An 18,744-nucleotide genomic window follows, 5' to 3' on the forward strand; every position below is an offset into this window, starting at 1 on the left:
TCGCTACCCGATCGACCCGAGTTCGCCTCCACATGGAAGGTGCACTCATGTCGTCACCTCGCCAAGGAGCTTCCGGATCTGGGTCTCCAGATCGCGGAGTTCCGCGTCGATCTCCGCCAGTGGACGCGGCGGCGTATATGCGTAGAAATGGCGTGTGAACGGAATCTCGTAGCCAACCTTTGTCTTATCATAGTCGATCCACGCGTCTGGGAAGTGCGGGGTGACCTCGCGGGCGAAGTAGGCGTCGATGTCCTCGACTAGGGGGACGTTTTCGAAGTCGCGCAAGCCTGGGTCTGGCAACACCGTCCCGTCCTTGGCTTTCTGCAACTCGCCTTGGGCGTCGGACACTGACACCGCGTTCCAGAATGCCTTGAGCGGAGCCGCCGTGCCCGGCCATAGTCCGCCGCCTGCCACAACGGCCGCGTGCAGGGCGTCGGCTGCTTCCTTCTTGGTCCACCACACCGAGCCGAGCAGCGGTCGCAGCGCCGTGATCAGTGCCTCTTGTTCACCCCACTTAGCAAGTGCCTTCGAATTCTCCAGTGCGGCCAGTGCATCCTCGGTGATTTCGAAGCGAAGCTTGAGTGGGCGTTCGACGGTGATGCGGTGGTAGCCGAAGTCGCGGGTGCCGAAGATCTTTACTTTGCTGTGGTCCGGGCGCCCGGGGTCGGCCGCGATCTTCAGCGCGTCCACGTACAGCTTAGTGATGTGCTCGATCTGGTCGCTGCTGATCTGCTTGCGCTTGTCGCCGAGGGACTTGCGCATCTTCTCCCATTGGTCGCGGGCGTCGAGCAGGATCACTTTTTGGCGTAGTTCGGCGGCCTTGCGGTTGGAGAGGATCCAGAAGTAAGTGGAGATGCCGGTGTTGTAGAACAGCTGGTCAGGCAGAGCGACAATGCCCTCCAACCAGTCATTCTCAAGAATCCAGTGACGGATCTTGGACTCGCCGGACTCGGCCGCGCCAGTGAACAGCGGGGAACCGTTGAAGACGATCGCCAGCCGGGCGCCCTTGCCCTCGACCGACTCCATCTTGTCGAGGATGTGCTGCAGGAACAGTAGCGACCCGTCGTTGATACGCGGCGTACCAGCTCCGAAACGGCCGGCGTGACCGAGCTCAGCCTCGCCCTCCACCGCGTCCCTGACCTTCTTCCACTCTACGCCGAAGGGCGGGTTAACCAGCATGTAGTCGAAGGTCTTATCCGGGTAGCCGTCGTCGCTGAAGCAGTTGCCGAAGTAGATGTGGCCGCGCTGGTTGCGCATCAGCATGTCCGACTGGCAGATCGCCCACGACTCGGCGTTAATCTCCTGGCCGAAGACATAGACCTCAGCCTTCGGGTTGATCGACTTGATGTGGTCTTCGGCCGCGGTCAGCATGCCACCGGTGCCGCAGGCCGGGTCGAGGATGTTGATGACCTGGCCCTCGCCAGCCACTGTATCGGCGTCCGGGGCGATCAGCAGGTTGACCATCAGCTTGATGACTTCGCGCGGGGTGAAGTGCTCACCGGCGGTCTCGTTGGAGTCTTCGGCGAACTTGCGGATCAGATGCTCGAAGACGTAGCCCATATCGTGGTTTGTGAGCTTGTCGAGATCGCGCATGGCGGCGAATCGGCCGACGACTTGGTAGAGGATTTTCGCGCCCGCTAGCCGAGTGATTTGATTGTCCAGGTCGAAGCGGGCAAGGATCTGCCGGACGTTCGGGGAGAATCCGTTGATGTAGTCACGGAGATTCTTGGCGACGTTCGGAGCGTCGCCGGCGATCGTGGTGAAGTCTTGCTCGGAGACGTTGTAGAAGGGCAGCTTCGCCGCGATCTCCAGCAGCCGGTCCTTGTTCTGGATGTCGAGTGAGGCGTTGCGGTCGCGCACCGTCGCCCGCGTCGGCGCCATCACTGCGTCGAGTCGGCGCAGCAGCGTGAGCGGCAAGATCACCTGACCGTATTCGTGGCGTTTGTAGTCGCCACGCAGCAGGTCGGCGACCGACCAGATGTCGCTGGCCATCCTGGCGTGGGTGGGTCCTGAGCTCACTCTGTCGTCTCCTCGTCGGCCGCATCAGCGACATCAGTCTTGTTCATCACGGTGAAGTCCGGTGCCAAAACGCCAGTTGTCAGCCCGTTGACGGTCTGGTCGATCACGTGCCCGCTCACCTTCCCCAGTTTCGTGAGCGCGTCCTCCACTTCCTGCAGGTGGCGGAACGCATCGCCGTAGCGTCGCTGTTCGGCCAGCGGGAGCCGGGGAACACGGCAGCGGCGCAGATCCTCTCGGTTGAGGGCACCGAGGGTGTTGGCGACGGGCAGTGCGTTGGCGTCCGTTCCCAGGAAGGCCGCCAGGAAGTGCGCATCCAAGCGGGCGGAGTCGATTTCGACCAATTGCGCGATACCCGTGTCGTCGTCGGCGGTACCGGTCGCGACGACCGGGACTCGGCCGAGCGTACGCACCAGCAGGTCACCCGCCCGCGGGGTGTCTTCACGGGAGCGAATCACCAGCGCACCGGCGCGCTCTAGCTCACCGAAGGTCACGTACGAGTGGCGGGTCGGCCCCGATGGAGCGGCGAAGCGCGGCAAGCCCCGTCCGACGTAGGCGTAAAGGTTTGCCAGCCGGTCGGTGACGCGAGCGAAATCGTCGGCACTCGCCCGGACGTTCGCGGTGACATGGCGGGACGGTCGCAGGTCGGCGTCTCCGTCGAGGAGCTCCAACCGCGGAACGGCCCGAAAGATCGTCGGGTCAGCGTCGTCGAATAGCCGCTGCCAGGCGGCGAACTCGTGCGGGACATCGGCCGCGTCGCCCAGTCCCGACAGGTCGACCATCCACACCGCCCGATGGTCGGGGGCGCTTTGGGGCCGTTGCATAATCCAGAGATGGAGGTTGGTGTCGGGCACCGACCCCATCCCTTTGGGCAACGCAATCACGTCACGCAGCACACCGGAGCGCACTAGCGCCGAACGGACGGACTGCCCAGACGGCTGGACGCACGTGCGTGGCGTTACGGCGACGACCGCCACGCCGTGCAGTCGCAGATGCGCGTAACAGTGCTGGACCCAGGCAAGCTCGCCGTCGCGGGGGGCCGGGATACCGAACTGCCAGCGCGGGTCGGTGGCCAGTTCGGCCGACGGCCACTGCGGCTTGTCGAAGGGCGGCTCGCAGACGACGGCCGAGGCCGCGCCCAGGTATGCGTCGAGACGGTCGTCCAGGAGGGAGTCGCCGGTATGGATCTCGTAGGTCACGTCGTAGTTGCTGCGCAGGTTGAACGCGGCGACCGCGGCGGCTGACTCCTGAATCTCCTGTCCGACGAGCGTGACGCCGTCGCCAAAGCGGTCGGCGACGGCCATCAGCAACGTGGCGTTGAAGCACGCCGGATCGAGCACTGCAGGTACGTCAACCGTGTCGGCATCCGGCAGCCGCGCGGCGGCCGTAGACGGCGGCAGCAGCGACACCATCACCCTAGCCAGCAACTGGGCGGGAAGCAGGTCGGCAATGCCGCGCTCCGGTGTCAGATCCAGGGCACGCCGCGTCCACTCGTCACGGAGGTCCTCCCCGGACGACGAGTCGTCCTCAACTCGCTGCGTGCCGGTGTCCGTACGGCCGGCCGTCGCTAGTTGGTCACCCTTGCCGGTCTCCTTCAGCCACGCCTCCACTTCAGCGCGGGAGAACGTAGGGCTGTGCGGGGTGCCGCCGATCGGCTTTGGAAACTCCGGGTAGCGGCGGCGCCAGTTGGCTACGGCCGCACGACCGACGCCGGCCAGCCGCGCGATCGCGGCTGCCGTCAGTTCGTCGTGCTCATCGGGATTCACGCAGGGAACCGTACCGCGCCGTCTGTCCACCCTGCAAGCACATGTGAACGTCGTTGCCTATGTTCACAAAGCTCGATACAGTCAGTGGCCAACGCGGGAATCACCCACTCAATCACCGTGAGTCATGGATTACACGCGCGCTGAGTGCCATGGTCCCTCTTGGACCGCGGTCGAGGCCACCGGTGAGCCATGGATGTGAACATCCACTGCCGACTGCTGCCACGGAGTACGGAGCCGCGCTGATCCCGGGCAAGGGCCGAACCCGCCTCCCCGTCGAACCCAGGGCCGCCCGGCCCTCCGCCTCTACAAGGACCGAAGTGACCAACGAGAATCCCCGCACTCCAACCGCTGCCCTGGTCATGAACCCGCTGGCCACACGCAAGACCTCGCTCTACCGGCTGCGCGGCACCGGACCGACCGAGGAGGAGGACCTGCGCTCTTTTGTCCTGCCGCGCTATCTGAAGCGCGACGGCTTCGAGGCTCGCGAGGTCGACCACAACGGCATCTCCGGCCTGCTCGTCTCCGGCACAATCGCGCCTGGCCCGGCCGACTGGTGCGAACTGCTCAGTTTCCTGACCGGAGGGTCCGTCGCCGAGGAGAATCGGACGGCTCTTGCCCTCCTCCTAGTCCGCACCGAGAAGGCGATCTACGGCCTAACCTACGGCATGGGCCACCTGATGATCGATCCAATTCGGATCGATCCCGGCTTCGGCATCGAGTTCGCCGTCCGCTGCCTGAACGAGGACCGCATCACCAAGGTCCGCCGCCAGATCATGGACGCGCGCGGCCGCACCGACGAGAACTCCGCCATTAGCGGGGAGAACATCCGCGGCTTCGGCATCGAGCAGTTCGGAGAGATCGTCAGCCAGATCTCCGGGCAGATCGTCGGCGTCCCACTCACCTTCACCCGGGACGACACCCGGCCTGCGCACGTCACCGGCAACGACCGTTCGATCAAGCTGCACCTCGGCGGCGCCCCCGCCGCCCTGCTGCACGACCTCCAGCAGATCGAGGAAGTCTGTGCCCGCCCCAACCCGCTGCCCGAGTTTGAGTTCATCGCCCAGGTCCGGCCGCTCAACCCGAAGTCCGAGCAGGTGCGACTCCTTGATGAGCGCCTGGACATCATGCTCGGCGAAGGTGGAGCGAACCGCATGGCGTTGGCGGTGCCAAGCGTGTGCCGGGACAGGTTTGAATTCGCCGAGTCCTTCAAAGTAGCGCTCGCGGGCCACACGCAGTCCTACTCCGAGCTCGATATCGACCAACTCGTCGCGGCAGTCCAGCATCGACCCCAAGGGAGTCGCCTGGTGGCTCTACGTAAGGGCCGCGTTCAGATGTTCGCCGACACCGACGATGCCGAGCCGATCAGCGGCAAGGTCCCTGCCGACCACTGGTTCACCGCTGAAGTACCTGGCGGAGTCGTCCACTACTTCTACTGGCAGGGACGGTGGTACGAGATCGGTGCCGAATACCTCACCGTCATCGACCGCAGAGTCGCTGAGCTCCTGGCTCGCCCGACCACCGTCACGATGCCGCCCTGGACCAAAGGCACAGAACACGACGAGGAGGACCACGACGAAGGCTGGTACAACGCGCAGATCGCCGCCCAGGACGGGTACGTGCTGCTCGACAAGAACACCGTGCGCACCAAGCGCCTGCGCGGCGGCGGCCTCGAACTCAGCGACGTCCTCGGTCCGGGCGGCCAATTCATCTGCGTCAAGAAGGCCGACAAGAGCACCGCACCGCTGAACCATCTCTTCGCGCAGGGGCGCGTCGCCATCGAGACGTTGCGCTACGACCTCGAAGCCCGCAAGAAGTTCCTCGCCAAGCTCGACAAACTTGCACCCGAACACAATCTGGACACGTCGTTCAGCTCACCGACCGTCGTGTACGCCATCCTGCTCAAGGGCGGGGTGCCGGTGACCTCGGAGTCCCTGTTCGCCTTCGCCAAGGTCTCGCTGCTGAACACGGCAACCGCGCTGGAGGGGATGGGCGCGCACGTAGAGGTTGTTTCCATCTCTCGGACCGCGACGACCGGGATGCTCTGACACCTACTGCCGTCTGAAGGAGGACAACTTCATTGGCGGTGCGGAGCGTTGAGGAACGGTGGGCGACGATGAGAGTGATTCTGCTGGCGCGGGCGGTGCACATGGCGTCCTGGACGTCGGCTCCGCTTTCAGCATCGAAGTTGGAGACGGCTTCGTCCAGGATGAGGGTGGCGGCCGTGCGTCAACAGGGTGAGGTTGTCGATGGGGAATGGACCTGTGACTGAGCACATCCCGGAGGCAGAGGCCTTCATCCGGTTTCGCCTGGTCGAGATGTCGTCGCGGAACGAGCATCATCGGTTCGAGGAGATCGCGACTCGGGTTGCTCAGAAGCGCATCAGTTCGAACATCATGATTGCGACGGGGCCGGTCAGTTCGGGCGGGGATCAGCAGCGAGACGCAGAGTCGTTCACGACCCGGCTCCCGCATGAGTTGCCGCACGCGGCGGGCTTCGTGGCTGCGGCCTCGACCTTGCCCGTGGTGGTGGCCTGCACTGTCCAGAGCGGAGGCCTGAGACAGAAGGTTCTCGACGACCTTGCGGGCATCTGTGCCGAAGGTGCCGCTCCGGTGGAGCACGTAGCGTACTTCAGCGTGCACTCCATATCCGAGGGCATCACCCACGACCTCCAGCGGGTCGCGCGGGAGTCGTACCGGGTGATACTAGACGTCTTCTGCGGTGGCGACATCGCGACGTTCCTGGCCCAGCAGGATCTGGTGTGGGTCGCAAGGCACTATCTGGAGCTTCCCTCACACTTGGTTCCGCCGCCTGAGGGCGAACCGGCGCCGCAGTGGTACACCGATCTCATCGAGGCCTTGCGGCAGAACAACGGACCAGTCGCCCTGACGCCAGCAGTGCAGGGAGAAGTCACCCACGGACTTCGGCATGCGACGTGGGACGAGCACGCGAACGCTGACTTGCCGGAATGGTTGCACTTCATGGGAGCGTTCCTGGCCGATTCCAAAGGCGGTGCTGACACTGAACTGGTTTTCCGGGCCTGCTACGAGATGGCTGTTGCACGGTTCCGGGGCATGGGAGTCGCGGCAGGCGTCGAAGACCTGGTCCGTCGAGCTGTGGACTATGCGTGCACCAGCAGCCAGCCGAACATCGTCGACGACGCCGTAACGCTCGGCTGGTACTGGGGGTCGATGTGGATGACCGGTGTCGCGAAGGCAGAAGCCTCCGAGATCGGCGCCGCGATGGCGCGGTTGCGAGGCCACCTCGTCGACCTGCTTGGAGCGACCGATTCGACTACTCATCCGGTGCGCTCGGCGACCTTGACCGGGACGCTCGCGTTCGCCTGCTTGATGCCGGACTGGGAGCGCATCGAGACGACCGAAGGCAAGCCGCAACCAGCCGATGTCGCTCCAGGAGCCGGCGTGCGACTGGACGAGTTCGAGGTCGACACCACCGCACTGCTGAGATTGCACCTGTTCGACCTCGACTCTGCAATGACGTATCTGGAGCAGTTGGTGGACCTGCTGCCACGGGCCCGCGCGTACTCCTCCAGCCAACTTGCACGCATGTTCACGATGTTCGCGACCGTCGCGTCCCAGTACCCGAACTACGAGAAGGTTCGTGACGGTCTCGATACCGCGCTAGCCGAAGTGCAGGGTGACGCCGCGATCGCGGAGCGATCCCGCGACCGCGGGATGGCGTTCGTGCGGGCCGGTCAGCCACTCAAAGCTCTCGCCGAGCTCCACAACGCAAAGGTGAAATGGTTCAACGGCGACACCATCTACGGCGCCGTCCTCACGATGCGATACCTAGGTTCGTTGTACGCCGAGCTCGGGCTGACGTACGCGGCGAAGATGTACGCCTGCACCGCTGCGACCTTGGGCCTGATGAGCGATGACACCGATGTGAATCGGCACGTGCCAAAGGCGCTACTGGAGACAGCCAAGTATGCCCAGCAGGCCGGCACCTGGATTGATGCGGCCGCATTGACCGAAGTCGCGCTCCTTGCCCGAGCCCAGCTGCTGACCGACCCGTTCGACTACGACAAGTACTCCGAGCTCGCGGTACACGAGACCAACGCCACCTTGGAACTGGCCGGTATCCGCACATTCTGGCCCGAGCTTGAGCCGCTCATTGAAGCAGCCCACAGCGCGACGAAGTGGCACGAGCAACTGATCGAGGTGATCGAGCACGACGGCTCCCGATTCGGCCTGACAGAACACGAGTTCCAGGCTCGGGCCGCCGACCAGCTCGCCGGCCCGCTCCTTGGTGATATCGGCCGCAGAAGAGTTATCGACTTCCAGGCTCTCGGCGTCCGCTGGATGTTCGAGTTCGACAACAACCGGGATACGGTGCTGACGGCTGAGGGGTTCGTCGCCGCGCTGCAGGTCCTCTTGGTCGACATCGCGCTGATGAACCCGGTCCTGATTAGCGGCACCGTCCGCGTCAACGTGGACGTGAAACCCGATGCGAGCCGAGAATGCGACCGGATCGACATCGACGACTCACGGCCCGAGATCGTGGCCCGCGTCATCCTCTCGAACTCGCTGACCGAGCCCGAAGCGCGGGACAGGACGATTCTCTCCATGTGCTGCCAGCTCCTGCACGCTGTCCACGTTCGCCCACCCGGCGACCTTCAAGAACTGCTGGAGCTGCTCTTCAAGGGTGGCCTCATCCACAAGGTGTCGATTGGCCGACCTTACGGGGAGACGGCCGCGCTGCTGCATGAGGAACACTACGCTCGGTGCGCCAACGCCAGCAGGCCACCGTCGTCCGGCTCCTTCCACCCTGTCGAATGTGAGCATCTCTCACCCTCAACAGTCCTCGGTCCGGGCTACAACCATGACGAATCGCTCCAGGCCATCCGCGAACGGTATGAGGTCGCGAACGACGCCCTGCGGTACACCCTCCCGCGGCTCCTGTCCGATCGAGACGGCCGCGCGACCATCGTGAGGCTACGAAAGGAGGGGTGGCTCGACTGGCAGATTCTGGTCACGCTGGTAAACGTCGCAATGAATTGGCGCATGCAGCAGGCAGGAATACAACCAGGTGTCAGGGACCCCCGGCAGGCGGTCGAGCTTGCTCGCGAACCAGAAACAGCAGCATCTCCGAAAATGCCGTTGTCCGAGTTTGCAGATGATCGCATCGACATGCACGCCTTTGCTCAGACGGTCGCGGTAGCCCGCCGCTGGAACCTACGCGGACGGCCGAAGGCACCCGGTGAGAACACGATGCGGGACCTGCTAACCCGCCGATACCAGTACGCCGTCGATGACATCCCGCACCGTGACCTACTCGGCTGCATCGACGAGAACGGAAACTTGCTTCCGTTCCTCGACATGCCGTGCAACGGCAACCATCAGCGTCGCCAGGCCAGCGAATCCGCGTAGAATTCGTTTGGCGAGGTTGGCGATCCCGCCTGACACAGGATGCCTTATCAGACAGTGCGCTCGCCGACCAGCGCAGCGCCGCCCGCTTCTACCGGATCAACGACGCCTGCGTGGAGTGCATCCCACCGCCGCAGGCCTAGTCATGGGACTGCCCACCGTTGCCGCGCGCCACCTCCCCACCCGAGGGAGGCCGCTAATGTCCGACCCGAACACCACCAACGGCACGCGCGACTGCAGCACCGAACCCATCGTGAAGCACTACTCCGGGCTCGTGCGCCTGGCACTGGCCGGTGACACCCCGCACGACGGTGAGGGACGCGGCAACTCCAGCGCCGGTGCCGCCGCCTACGGCGCCGAGGAGAGGTTCCCGAGGCCGCGCTGCGGGCGAGCCTGGGCTGCGACAACCCCCTTGCGGCCGCCGAGCTGCAGCCCGGGGCGAGACTTTAGGCCAGTCCACCTGCTTGGCTGGTCGCATGAGGATCTTTCCCCGCAGGGACCCGCCACCTCCTCAGGAGCAGGAGGTCGCGGTTTTCCTCGCTGAGGCACGGAGGCTCCTGGACTATCACTGGCGGCGCGCAGACGCTTTCGAGCGCAAGGCGCTCGGTGTCCTGGCGTTCACGGGCGTGATCGTCGCGCTGCTGACGCCGAGCCTCAAGACGGTTCTCGACCTGCATGGTCACTACCGGACCACCGCACTTGCCCTGGGCGCTGCGGCGATCACGATGTTGGCCGGCAGCGCGGTCTCTTCAGCTGGTGCCCTGTGGGCGAGGAGCAGTAAGAGCGTCAACGTTCGTGAGGTTCGGGAGTTGTGGCGGGAGTATCTCCATCGTGCTGAGCACGGCGGAGGCGGTACAGACGCATGGGAGGCCGCTGGCCTGCAGCGCAATCTGGTGGAAAAACTGCTACACGGCGCGACCGAAGAGACGAGCCCCATTCAGTCTTTGTGCGACGACGCCGACGTCCGCGGACGCTGGTTCCTTCGAGGCGTATGGCTGAACCTGACGGCTCTGCTTCTTATCCTTGGCGTCGTCGTCACGACCACATTGGAGAGTCTTTGATGGGTAACTCTTCGCAGCCGCAACAGGATCCGCCTCCGAAGCTGCCTGACCCACCGCAACCACAGACGGAGAAGAAGGAGAAGGACCCGGGCGAGACTGAGCGTCGCGGGTAGTCAGACGATCCAGGTGACGCCGTGGACGGTGATGGTGCGGGTCTGTTCGTCGACTCGAACGTGGAGGATGCCGTCGCCGTCGTCAAACAAGGCGGGGCGGAACGAACGGTCGCCCTCGGCAGGGTCCTCTTCGGCCTAGCTCCATGGAGCTCAGCAGATTGCGACCAAAGTGTCGAACAGCGCTTTGCTCGGTCGTGAGGGAAGCCCACGAACCTCGTCGTGACCTTTGGCTGGAAAACCGCCTCGTAGGGGTTCACCTGGTGCGGCGGGAGAAGACCTCATCCATGGGACGTACTGGCCAACGCCATCGCGGACTTCTTCGTAACGCTGATGAAAGTCGGGCTTGGCGTAGGCGACAGCCAGGATGCTCCAGGTCTTCAGGAGCTCCCTATACCGGCGAAATCGTGGGCGCCGTCCACAGCCGGTGGTACTCGGCAAGGAACCTCGTGCACACCTACTTGGGGAGCCAGTTGTGGAGGACCTACGGATCCCCCGGATCAGGCTCCTCCGTGAACGGGCTACGCGCTCACGGGCTCAAGTGTAGTGGCAGGTTCAGGTCTCGTTGGGATTGGATCAATACCTTTATGATTGGATCAATACCCCACGCTTGAGGCTTCCTGACCTGCGAAAACGTGCGGCTAGGGATCTGGGTTCAGTCAAGATCGAAATTGGCTGACGCGATCCTGCCGTCTCGACGCCTGGAGTCGGGCGATCTCGTGGCTTGGTTGACGCGGGTGTCTGGGTGCGGCCGTCCTTGCTGAGTATTCCGCCCGCACCGGGATGAGTTGAGCCCTGGCCCTCGGCCGGGGCGAACGAAACCGTCGGTGCCCGCCGTTACGGTTCCCCTATGCACCGCCGAATCCGTGCCACCAACCTGCAGCCTTGCCGCGTCTGCGGATGCATGCCCGACCGACCTTGCCCAGGCGGATGCCGCCGCGACCCATGGGACCGCATCGGCACCCACAACCTCTGCTCAGCCTGCATGAGCCACAAGAGAGCCATCGACTTCCTCGGCGGATCGAAGCTCCACACGAAACGCCGGAACTCGCCCACCGCCGAGCAGGTGGAGCAGGTCGGCTCGTGGGTGTGCGTGATCTGCGGTGAAAGCAAGGGGCACGATAGCGGCGAACGCTACGGGATACCGACGATCAGGACAGCGAAGTTGTTCTGCCACGCGGACGAGACCCACTGGCTCGGCGCGATATGCCTCGTCGAGGAACCCTCCGGCAGAGGCGTAGGGGGATGTCGGCGCGAACTCATGCGCGTCGCGAGAGGAACCCGGTACGGGTCGGCGCGGCGGCTCGAACAACTCAAGGCCTACCGCGACAACCCGACACCGTTCGAGGTAACCCCCAACACCGTGGCCTCCGACTACGACAAGCGGACTGCAGCCCGTCTCCGCAGTGACGGGGTCCAGGTCACGGCCTTGGAGGTGGCCGCCTTCCGCGTGGTTGCGGGCGACGCGTGCCAAGTGTGCGGGCGGTCGGCAACGAAGGAGTATCCGGCACAGAAACGACCTGTGGGTTTGGATCACGACCATCGGCGCCGGAAGATGCGCGGCTGGCTATGTGCCGATTGCAACGGCGGGATGCAGTTCCTAGACCTCGCCGAGCCGGACCGGCAGGAGGGGTTCTACGCCAACGCCCTGTGGCTGTTCCGTGACGCCGAGGGAGTGAAGGGCGATCCCTGGTACGTCAAGCCTCCGTGGTTCCGGACCTCAGTCGCTTAGCCCTTCCACCGGACATCGAACACCCGCAGCTTCTTCGCCTGCGGATCCACGAACACCGACGCCGCGCCCCGCACATGCACACCGAATCTGACCCGCCGTACGTGTACGTCCGGCGTCCCCTTGCTGTGAGCAGGGTCAAAAGGATCTCGGGCAGCAGCCCGGAGCGCTGTGTTCAGCGACTCATAGTCCTCAGTCGAGAGCGGGATTGTCTGCTGCGCGGTCTCTGCGTCCCAGAACTCGACCTCGTAACCCACCCGGGAAACAGTACGGGAAAAAGGTCAGCCGTCGCGGCGCATTGCTGCAACCTCATCCAAAGAGATGCCAGGCGTTTCCGCGGTCCGCGCTCGCTCAAGCGCCTCGCGGTAGCGCGGATCGTTGAGCGCATCGGCAATGACGAGCCAGTGGGTGAGGACGTCTTGAAGATCCTTGTACTTGGCAATGTCCTCACTGGCGGCTTCGAGTGCATCCCGGTACTCGCGGAGGAACTCTGGGCGTTCGGCGGCAGGGAGCCAGTCATGGATGACCTGCGGATCCCGGGGGTCCGGGTCCTGGTGCACGGGGTACGCGCTCATGGGTCCTGCCTCGGTCCGGTACGTGGCGGGTGATGTTAACCGCACCCACATCTTAGACCTAGGGCCCCTCAGGAAGTACCCAAGACGGAATACTTAGAAGGCCCAGTTAAAGACTCACCCAAATGAATTCCCTAATGAACTTAATAAATAATCCATTCAAAGCCCCTTAGAACACCTCTTTCAGGGAATGCTTTAAGCGGCTCCTTGAGGCCTCCTTCTAATGGGCGGACACAAGGAATCACTCATGCCTCCTCCTGCAAGAGTTCCCTTACCAGAGTCCTTAAAAGACTCCTTTCTAGGGAGTGGCTAATGCGCCACCTACCGGATCCCCGGACCCGGGTTCACAGCAGGGTCTGCTGCACCGCAATCGACGGCGGCACGTACCCGATCAGCGGCGCGCACCGCTCCTAGCACGCACGCACCAGCCGGCGCAGGGGAAGAACGCCAGGTCCGCGAGGAGTTTCACCCGCCAGCCCGGCACCGACTGGGGCGGCGACGACCGGACCGCCGGATTCGGGCTCATTCTGGCGCCAACGCCGCACACCTTCACCTTCGACGACCGCACCGTCTTCGGCTGCGCCAGCGACACACTCGACTTCCCCAGGGTGCTCGGCCACGTCGGCGTGGTGACCTCGACCTGCGCGGCCACCGGACGGCCCATCCGCATCGAGCTGACCGCCGACGGCATCACCTCCCCCGCCCCGCCTACGGCCGTGGTGTCCCGGATGCGACCCAGCGTGGCCGTGGCCGACGTACGACAGCTGTGGCAACCTGGGCAACTTCCAAGGCGACCACGAGGTCGCTGGCGAATGGCGACCACCCACCCCAACGGCGAGGTCGTCCCGGTCGCCGCGGAGTTCACCAGCGTCCGGCACGCGATGCTCCATTTGAGCTCGACGGCCCGGCCGCAGGCTAGCCGCCCGTCCCGGCCCGGGAGCGGTCAGCCCCGGCGGTCCGCCGACACGGCACCCCGGGCGCTCAGCCAGTCCGCCAGCTCATCGGCGGCGCCGCGCCGCGCGGCCTCCAGAGGGGTCAGGCCCTCGTGGCCGACCCAGTTGATGTTCGCACCCGACTCCAGCAGGTACGCGACGACCGGACGCTGCCCGCCGTGGCAGGCGTGCCACAGCGCGTTCGTGACCTCGCCCGGTCCGGGCGCAGGCTCGGTCTCGGCGAGCTCACGGACCCGGGTCAGGTCACCGAGCGCGGCGGCCTGCCACAGTGTCGCGGTGGCACCGCGTTCCACCAGGCGGCGGGCGGCGTTCCAGTTCCGGAACGCCACCGCATCGGCCAGCGGCGTCCCGCCCTCCGATCACCGCCCCGTCCGCCTCGTTGTCGGCGCCCGCGTCCAAGAGCGCGTCCAGCACCGGGACGTCGTCACTGCTGGCAGCCCAATGCAGCGCCGTTTCGCTGTGCGGCCCGGCGAAGCGACCGTTGACCGGCGTGCCCGCGGCCACCAGCACGCCGGGGCTCTGCGGACCGTTCGGATAGTGCCCCGGCCAGTCAGTGGCCACGTGCAGCAGCGTCCGCGACATCCCCGCCGAGATCCCCAGCCGCACAGCCGCACAGCCGCTAAGCCAGGATGCTCGGCCAAGAGCACCAGCAGACCGTCAACGTCGCCCTCCCGGATCGCCTCCGTTACGGCCACCGCGACCGGATCGCCAGGATCCAGGTAGGACGCGCAGTTCCCATCCCCCATCATCACCGCACGGTCAAAGCCCCGCGCAACGCTTCGCCGCAGACGTCCAAAGGCACAGGCCCGGAGATCAAGCAGTTGAGGCTGAGGAGTCTCGGCCGCCCGTAGTGAGCGGCATGGGCCGTACCGGGGCCAAGCGGCATGGACGGCATGGCGACCGGCAAAGAGATGAAGGACCCCGGACAGGCTGACCTCACGGTCCGCCGAGATCACCACAAAGCAGTAGTTGCTCAAGCAGTAGAACACGAGGCATGTGACAAACGGACGGGCAGCCATCCCCAGCCATTTTTGCCTTCGCACACGGCCATGCTGGCCGGCGCTCCTGCGGACAAACGGCTCTTCGCGGCTCCCCGCGTGGGCACTACCCCTGATATATGCGGCTCACTACGAGGCGACGGCGTCGAGGCGTCCCGTACGGCCAGCTTGCTTGACGAGCCGTCCCCAGCGCTCGCTACGCCCGAACTGGCTGCCGATCGCCTTCCCCGGCGGTAGATCACCCGCAGGCGTACGGTGAGCCACCGCCCACCGCCACGCCCGCCGCTGGATGTCCGCATCGCCAGTCCCGTCCAAATGAGATGAGGATCGCTGTGACCCCGCGCCATCGACCGCGTCACGTTGTTGGAGCCGCGCTGAAGAGTGTCTGAGGTCCAAGATCTGATCGGTAGGAGCCTTCTCCGAGGTCGCGGGCCGGGAGGGTGGACTCCTCAGAGTCTCCTCAGAGGTCGCCGGAGCGGGCCGTGGTCCCCTGAGAGTCTTCTCAGAAGGGCCATGTGTCGCCACAGAGATTCTACGAGCGTTCTCAGAGGTCATATGTGTCGCTTCGGAGGTAACGCCGATCTCAGCGTTATCGCTCTCTATTTTCCTGACGGAGGTGTGCCTGATTTGCCGCATCAGCAGTTCATAGGCGCCGATCAGGGCGCAGCTAGGCCAGGCGGCTATGAGACGGCCGACCACCGATGGCTCGGCGACGGCAACGTTGGCGGCCAGGCTGGCGGCGCTGCCAAGCACCAGCAGCGCCCACGGCAACAGTCCGCTGCGGCGGCCTTGCCGGGAGTCGACCAGCAGCGACATCGAGGCCACCGCGATCATCCCGTCCACACTCACCGGCAACAGTGCCGCCGTCCAGGACGTTTCTCCGTACCGCAGCACCAAGTAGTACATGTGCTTATAGCTGATCACTGCAGCGATGCCGGCCAACACAAGGACGCTGGCCGTGGAGGCCCACCGGATCACCCGGTCTGCGAGGGAAAGCTCTGCCCTGGCCACGGCGATCAGTCCTCTGCTTCGTCGACCAGGGCTGCGGTGTTTAGGGGTACCTCGCCCAGGGGAAGGACGATATAGGCAGAAGGTTCGTGTTCGACCTCGGACACCACTGGTTACCCCAAAGTAACGTTCTGGAGTTACGATCCGGTCCGGGTCGAGGTTCACCTCGGCTCGGATTTCTTGTTTTTCCGGACGATAGGTGAGCCGCATCCCGAGCCGCCGGTAGACCTCCTGCCGGTCCTCGGGCTTGGCATCGGCCAGGATGTTCACCAGCCCACCGAGAGCCGTGATGAGCTCTTCTATGTCGTCGGGCGTCATGATGTGCGGCTGCTCGTCTTCAGTCGCCTGCAACCGCGCCTCGGCGGCGGCCCGTTCAGCGTTGGTCTCAGCGATCCACTTGGTGATGGTGGCCGGGTCGGCTCCTGCTTCCAGCGCGGCCCGGTGGCGGCCCAGCTTGGCGTCGCAGGCCGCGATCTTCGCGCGGGCCCTGGTCGTGTCGGAGGCGGTCGGCTGTGCTTGGGCCTGGTGGAGGTCGGTGATGGTCTGCTTGATGCGGTGCGGAGCCAGGACCTTGGCGAGCCAACCGTCCACGAGCGCGGTGACCCGGTGTTCGCGGACGAAGATGTTGCGGGGATGGCTAACCTTGTTGGCCAGCGCATACTCCTGCGGGTACCGGCAACGGAAGTAGACGTAGTCCTTGTAGGTGTGGGCCTGCATTTTGCGGTCGCACAGTCCGCAGTAGATGACGCCGCGCAGTGCGTAGTGGTGTTTGGTCTTCTCGCGTGCCTTGGTGCCTCCTCGCTGGCATCGGCGTCCGACGAGCTTGCCTTCGATCTGGTCGAAGATCTCCTTGCCGATGATGGCGGGGTGGACGGGTTCCTTGGAGAACACCCATTGGTCCCGGTCGTTCCAGCGGAGCTTGGTGATGTGGCCGAGGGAGACGTCGTTGACGTCGAAGAGCACTTCGTCCTTGCGCTGTCGATTCCAGACCTGATAGCCGGTGTATCTGGGGTTGGTCAGTATCGCTCTGACCGATACCTTGGACCAGGCCAGCCCTTCCCGGTGCGGATTCCGCGCCCGATCGTGCGCGGACGGGCACGGGATGTCGTCGCGGGTGAGTCCCTCGGCGATGGCGAACAGCCCTTTCTCGATCGATCCGTTGTGGCCGAGGAACTCGCGGTAGATCCTCTGCACGACGGGCGCCGCCTCGGGGTCGATCGCGAGCCTGTACAGGCGTTTCCCGTCGGCCGCCTTCCCCGGATGCGGATGAGGTCCGGCGTCCACGAGGGTGTAGCCGTAGGGAGGCCGTCCTCCCAGATAGCGGCCCTCGGTCGCGGCGATGGCGGCCATGCTGCTGCGGACCCGGGTTCTGATTCGGTTGCGTTCGCCTTTGGACAGTCCACCGAATACCGACATGATCATGTCGTGGGCTTCGTTCTCCGGGTCGACCGGGCCGCCGACTTCGGGAACCCACAACGGCACACCGTAATGGTCGAACACCGGGAAGGTCAGGCCGTACTGTCCACCGTAGAAGGCGCGGTGCGGTTCGCCCACCACCACCGCCTCGAAGCCCCGGCGCGGATCCCTCAGCGCCTTCAACAGGTCGCTGGCCCGGGGACGCCGTACCCACGGGATCGATCTGGATCTGTCGACGTCAAAGAACTCGGCCACGATGCGTCCGCCGCAGCTTTCGATCAGCCCTTGCGCACGGCGCAACTGCCACGCCTTCGATGCCGCCGGATCCTGCTTGTCCTCCGTCGACACCCGCCCGTAGAACGCGAACCTGATCACTGCCATCGCCTCTCCTTCTTCTTCTCCGGCATGGAGGAGTTCTTGGCCGCCTTGAGCAGGATTTCCAGCAGCGCCCTGGCTGCGCCGGGCGTGAGCCGTGGTGGCTCGTCCGGCGCAACCAGGCGCAGTTGCCCGCCGGTCTCGGTCACCGCCGTCCCCTGGGCGACTTGAAGACCACTCGCCGCTCGACCCCCGGAACGCGGTCGCCGTCGCCGCGCATGCGGCGGTCGGGGTATCGACGCTCGCCTCTTATCCGCAGGTCAAGGCTGAATCTCGGATGTTCAGCCGAGACGGTGACGGGCGGAGCGATGAACTGCGGCCTTCCGGGCGGAGTTGTCAGGTGCCAGGCGTCGCCGCACCGGTACACGCGCAGTCGGATGCCGGGTGCGCCGATCCGGGCGGCTCGGCGTGCCTGGCGGCGGCTGTCGTAGCCCGCGCGTCCGCATCGTCCACACATACCGAGTTGGAGGATGGTCAGGATTTCAAGAACGCGGTGGCGCAGTGGCTGAGAGCTATGCGGCTGTCGGCTCATCGGCCTTCCTCCACCAGGTCGGCAACGGACTGGAAGAGCAGGAGATCCTCGTGAGCGCTGGCGCAGGCTGGAATGCCGCGATCACGGGCGCGGCGCGTTTCGAGCATCTGGAAGAAGGAGGCCCGGTTAACAAGCCCCCCGTCGCGCAGGCCGGCTAGCAAGGCGGCGTAACGGCCGGTGAGGTTCAGGCCATGACACTGCGCGGTGCGAATGACCTGGCCAGGCAGGTCGATCAGCTCACCTTTGACCCGGATGGGGCGGACAGTGACGCCGATGACACCGCCGGGCTGCAGCAGGGTGGCACTGCCGACCAGAATGCGACCAAAGCCGTCCAAGAGGCCGGGCAGGGGCTGGTGGGCAAGGTTGCTCCGGTCGGTGGAGTACCGGTGATGGTGTTTGGTGACCTTGCCGCCGCCGTTGTCGCGTCCGGACCGTATGTGCCCGTGAGTGCGCGCCCCGTACGGCGGCGAGGTAAGGACCAGCGCGGCCTCGCCGTGCAGGTCCCGGTAGATGGTGGCGATGTTGCGGGCGTCACCGCAGGCAACCTGGTATCGCCCGCTCGCTCCCTGCGCGTGGGCGTGCCGCAGGTTGCCCAGCGTGAGGTGGACGAAGTCTGGTTCGTACTCCACGCCGACGGCGTTTCGGCCGAGGTGAATCGCTTCGACCAGGGTCGTGCCGATCCCGCACATCGGATCGACGCCTAGGGCGTGTTTCAAAAGGGGTGCTGGTGCGGTCGGTTGCCGGTGTGTCGCTGACCGATAAGCAGCGAGGTCTCCGGTAGATGGTTCTTCGACCAAGAAGACCAGTGTCCCGGAGACCTCGTG

Annotated in this window: 13 protein-coding genes and 1 pseudogene; 5 read left to right on the forward strand and 9 right to left on the reverse strand. The window is 65.0% G+C overall.

All coding sequences use genetic code 11. The features are described 5' to 3' along the window. Positions 1-45: 45 nt before the first annotated feature. Positions 46-1,992, reverse strand: a complete 1,947-nt coding sequence (locus FXF65_RS17865) for a type I restriction-modification system subunit M (RefSeq protein WP_148351074.1) — start codon at positions 1,990-1,992, stop codon at positions 46-48. Between the two features lie 23 nt (positions 1,993-2,015). Further along, positions 2,016-3,782, reverse strand: a complete 1,767-nt coding sequence (locus tag FXF65_RS17870; RefSeq protein WP_148351075.1) for an N-6 DNA methylase — start codon at positions 3,780-3,782, stop codon at positions 2,016-2,018. 317 nt (positions 3,783-4,099) lie between these two features. Between FXF65_RS17870 and FXF65_RS17875 the strand changes: the two genes are divergently transcribed. The 4 genes from FXF65_RS17875 to FXF65_RS17890 all read left to right on the forward strand — a co-directional run bounded on the left by FXF65_RS17875 (position 4,100) and on the right by FXF65_RS17890 (position 12,069). Then, positions 4,100-5,827 carry a DUF6119 family protein gene (locus FXF65_RS17875; protein WP_246198869.1) on the forward strand — a complete coding sequence of 576 codons (1,728 nt, stop codon included), beginning with the start codon at positions 4,100-4,102 and terminating at the stop codon, positions 5,825-5,827. Between the two features lie 216 nt (positions 5,828-6,043). After that, the gene (locus FXF65_RS17880; RefSeq protein ID WP_148351076.1) at positions 6,044-9,169 is read left to right on the forward strand and encodes a hypothetical protein; all 3,126 of its coding nucleotides are present in this window, start codon (positions 6,044-6,046) and stop codon (positions 9,167-9,169) included. A gap of 473 nt (positions 9,170-9,642) precedes the next feature. Then, on the forward strand, positions 9,643-10,227 hold the full coding sequence (locus FXF65_RS17885; protein WP_148351077.1) for a hypothetical protein: 585 nt from the start codon (positions 9,643-9,645) through the stop codon (positions 10,225-10,227). Positions 10,228-11,322: 1,095 nt separating this feature from the next. Further along, a complete protein-coding gene (locus tag FXF65_RS17890; protein WP_187412361.1) occupies positions 11,323-12,069 on the forward strand; it encodes an endonuclease domain-containing protein in 747 nt (248 codons plus the stop codon). On the opposite strand, the gene FXF65_RS17895 is transcribed toward FXF65_RS17890, so the two are convergent. Further along, positions 12,066-12,323: a hypothetical protein gene (locus tag FXF65_RS17895; RefSeq protein WP_148351079.1), complete on the reverse strand. Its 258-nt coding sequence runs from the start codon at positions 12,321-12,323 to the stop codon at positions 12,066-12,068. The genes FXF65_RS17890 and FXF65_RS17895 overlap by 4 nt on opposite strands. 24 nt (positions 12,324-12,347) lie before the next feature. After that, a complete protein-coding gene (locus tag FXF65_RS17900) occupies positions 12,348-12,641 on the reverse strand; it encodes a DUF6247 family protein (RefSeq protein WP_148351080.1) in 294 nt (97 codons plus the stop codon). Positions 12,642-12,943: 302 nt separating this feature from the next. Here FXF65_RS17900 and merB point away from each other — a divergent pair. Beyond that, positions 12,944-13,339, forward strand: a pseudogene (gene merB / locus FXF65_RS46255) (organomercurial lyase); the annotation flags it as partial. A 242-nt stretch (positions 13,340-13,581) separates the two neighbouring features. Here the strand turns inward: merB and FXF65_RS44695 are convergent. The 5 genes from FXF65_RS44695 to FXF65_RS17925 form a co-directional block, all read right to left on the reverse strand. After that, complete coding sequence (locus FXF65_RS44695) at positions 13,582-13,920, reverse strand: ankyrin repeat domain-containing protein (RefSeq protein WP_222868629.1); 339 nt, start codon at positions 13,918-13,920, stop codon at positions 13,582-13,584. Then, positions 13,835-14,173, reverse strand: a complete 339-nt coding sequence (locus tag FXF65_RS46260; RefSeq protein ID WP_378234437.1) for a hypothetical protein — start codon at positions 14,171-14,173, stop codon at positions 13,835-13,837. The genes FXF65_RS44695 and FXF65_RS46260 overlap by 86 nt, the downstream gene beginning before the upstream one ends. Before the next feature lie 545 nt (positions 14,174-14,718). Continuing rightward, complete coding sequence (locus FXF65_RS45895) at positions 14,719-17,394, reverse strand: DUF2637 domain-containing protein (RefSeq protein ID WP_222868620.1); 2,676 nt, start codon at positions 17,392-17,394, stop codon at positions 14,719-14,721. Beyond that, complete coding sequence (locus tag FXF65_RS43800) at positions 17,385-17,537, reverse strand: hypothetical protein (protein ID WP_187412362.1); 153 nt, start codon at positions 17,535-17,537, stop codon at positions 17,385-17,387. The genes FXF65_RS45895 and FXF65_RS43800 overlap by 10 nt, the downstream gene beginning before the upstream one ends. A 379-nt stretch (positions 17,538-17,916) precedes the next feature. After that, positions 17,917-18,744, reverse strand: an 828-nt coding sequence (locus FXF65_RS17925; RefSeq protein ID WP_148351081.1) for a TRM11 family SAM-dependent methyltransferase, incomplete at its 5' end; no start/stop codon positions are given.

Origin of the sequence: Actinomadura syzygii, from assembly GCF_008085905.1 — a bacterium.
Classification (GTDB): Bacteria; Actinomycetota; Actinomycetes; order Streptosporangiales; family Streptosporangiaceae; genus Spirillospora; species Spirillospora syzygii.

Bases quoted from the DNA above. Each gene is read 5' to 3' on its own strand.
- FXF65_RS17885 (WP_148351077.1), top strand. From the start codon at position 9,643: ATGAGGATCTTTCCCCGCAGGGACCCGCCACCTCCTCAGGAGCAGGAG.
- FXF65_RS17865 (WP_148351074.1), bottom strand. From the start codon at position 1,992: ATGGCCAGCGACATCTGGTCGGTCGCCGACCTGCTGCGTGGCGACTAC.
- FXF65_RS45895 (WP_222868620.1), bottom strand. From the start codon at position 17,394: ATGGCAGTGATCAGGTTCGCGTTCTACGGGCGGGTGTCGACGGAGGAC.
- FXF65_RS17890 (WP_187412361.1), top strand. From the start codon at position 11,323: ATGAGCCACAAGAGAGCCATCGACTTCCTCGGCGGATCGAAGCTCCAC.
- FXF65_RS46260 (WP_378234437.1), bottom strand. From the start codon at position 14,173: ATGTCGCGGACGCTGCTGCACGTGGCCACTGACTGGCCGGGGCACTAT.
- FXF65_RS17900 (WP_148351080.1), bottom strand. From the start codon at position 12,641: ATGAGCGCGTACCCCGTGCACCAGGACCCGGACCCCCGGGATCCGCAG.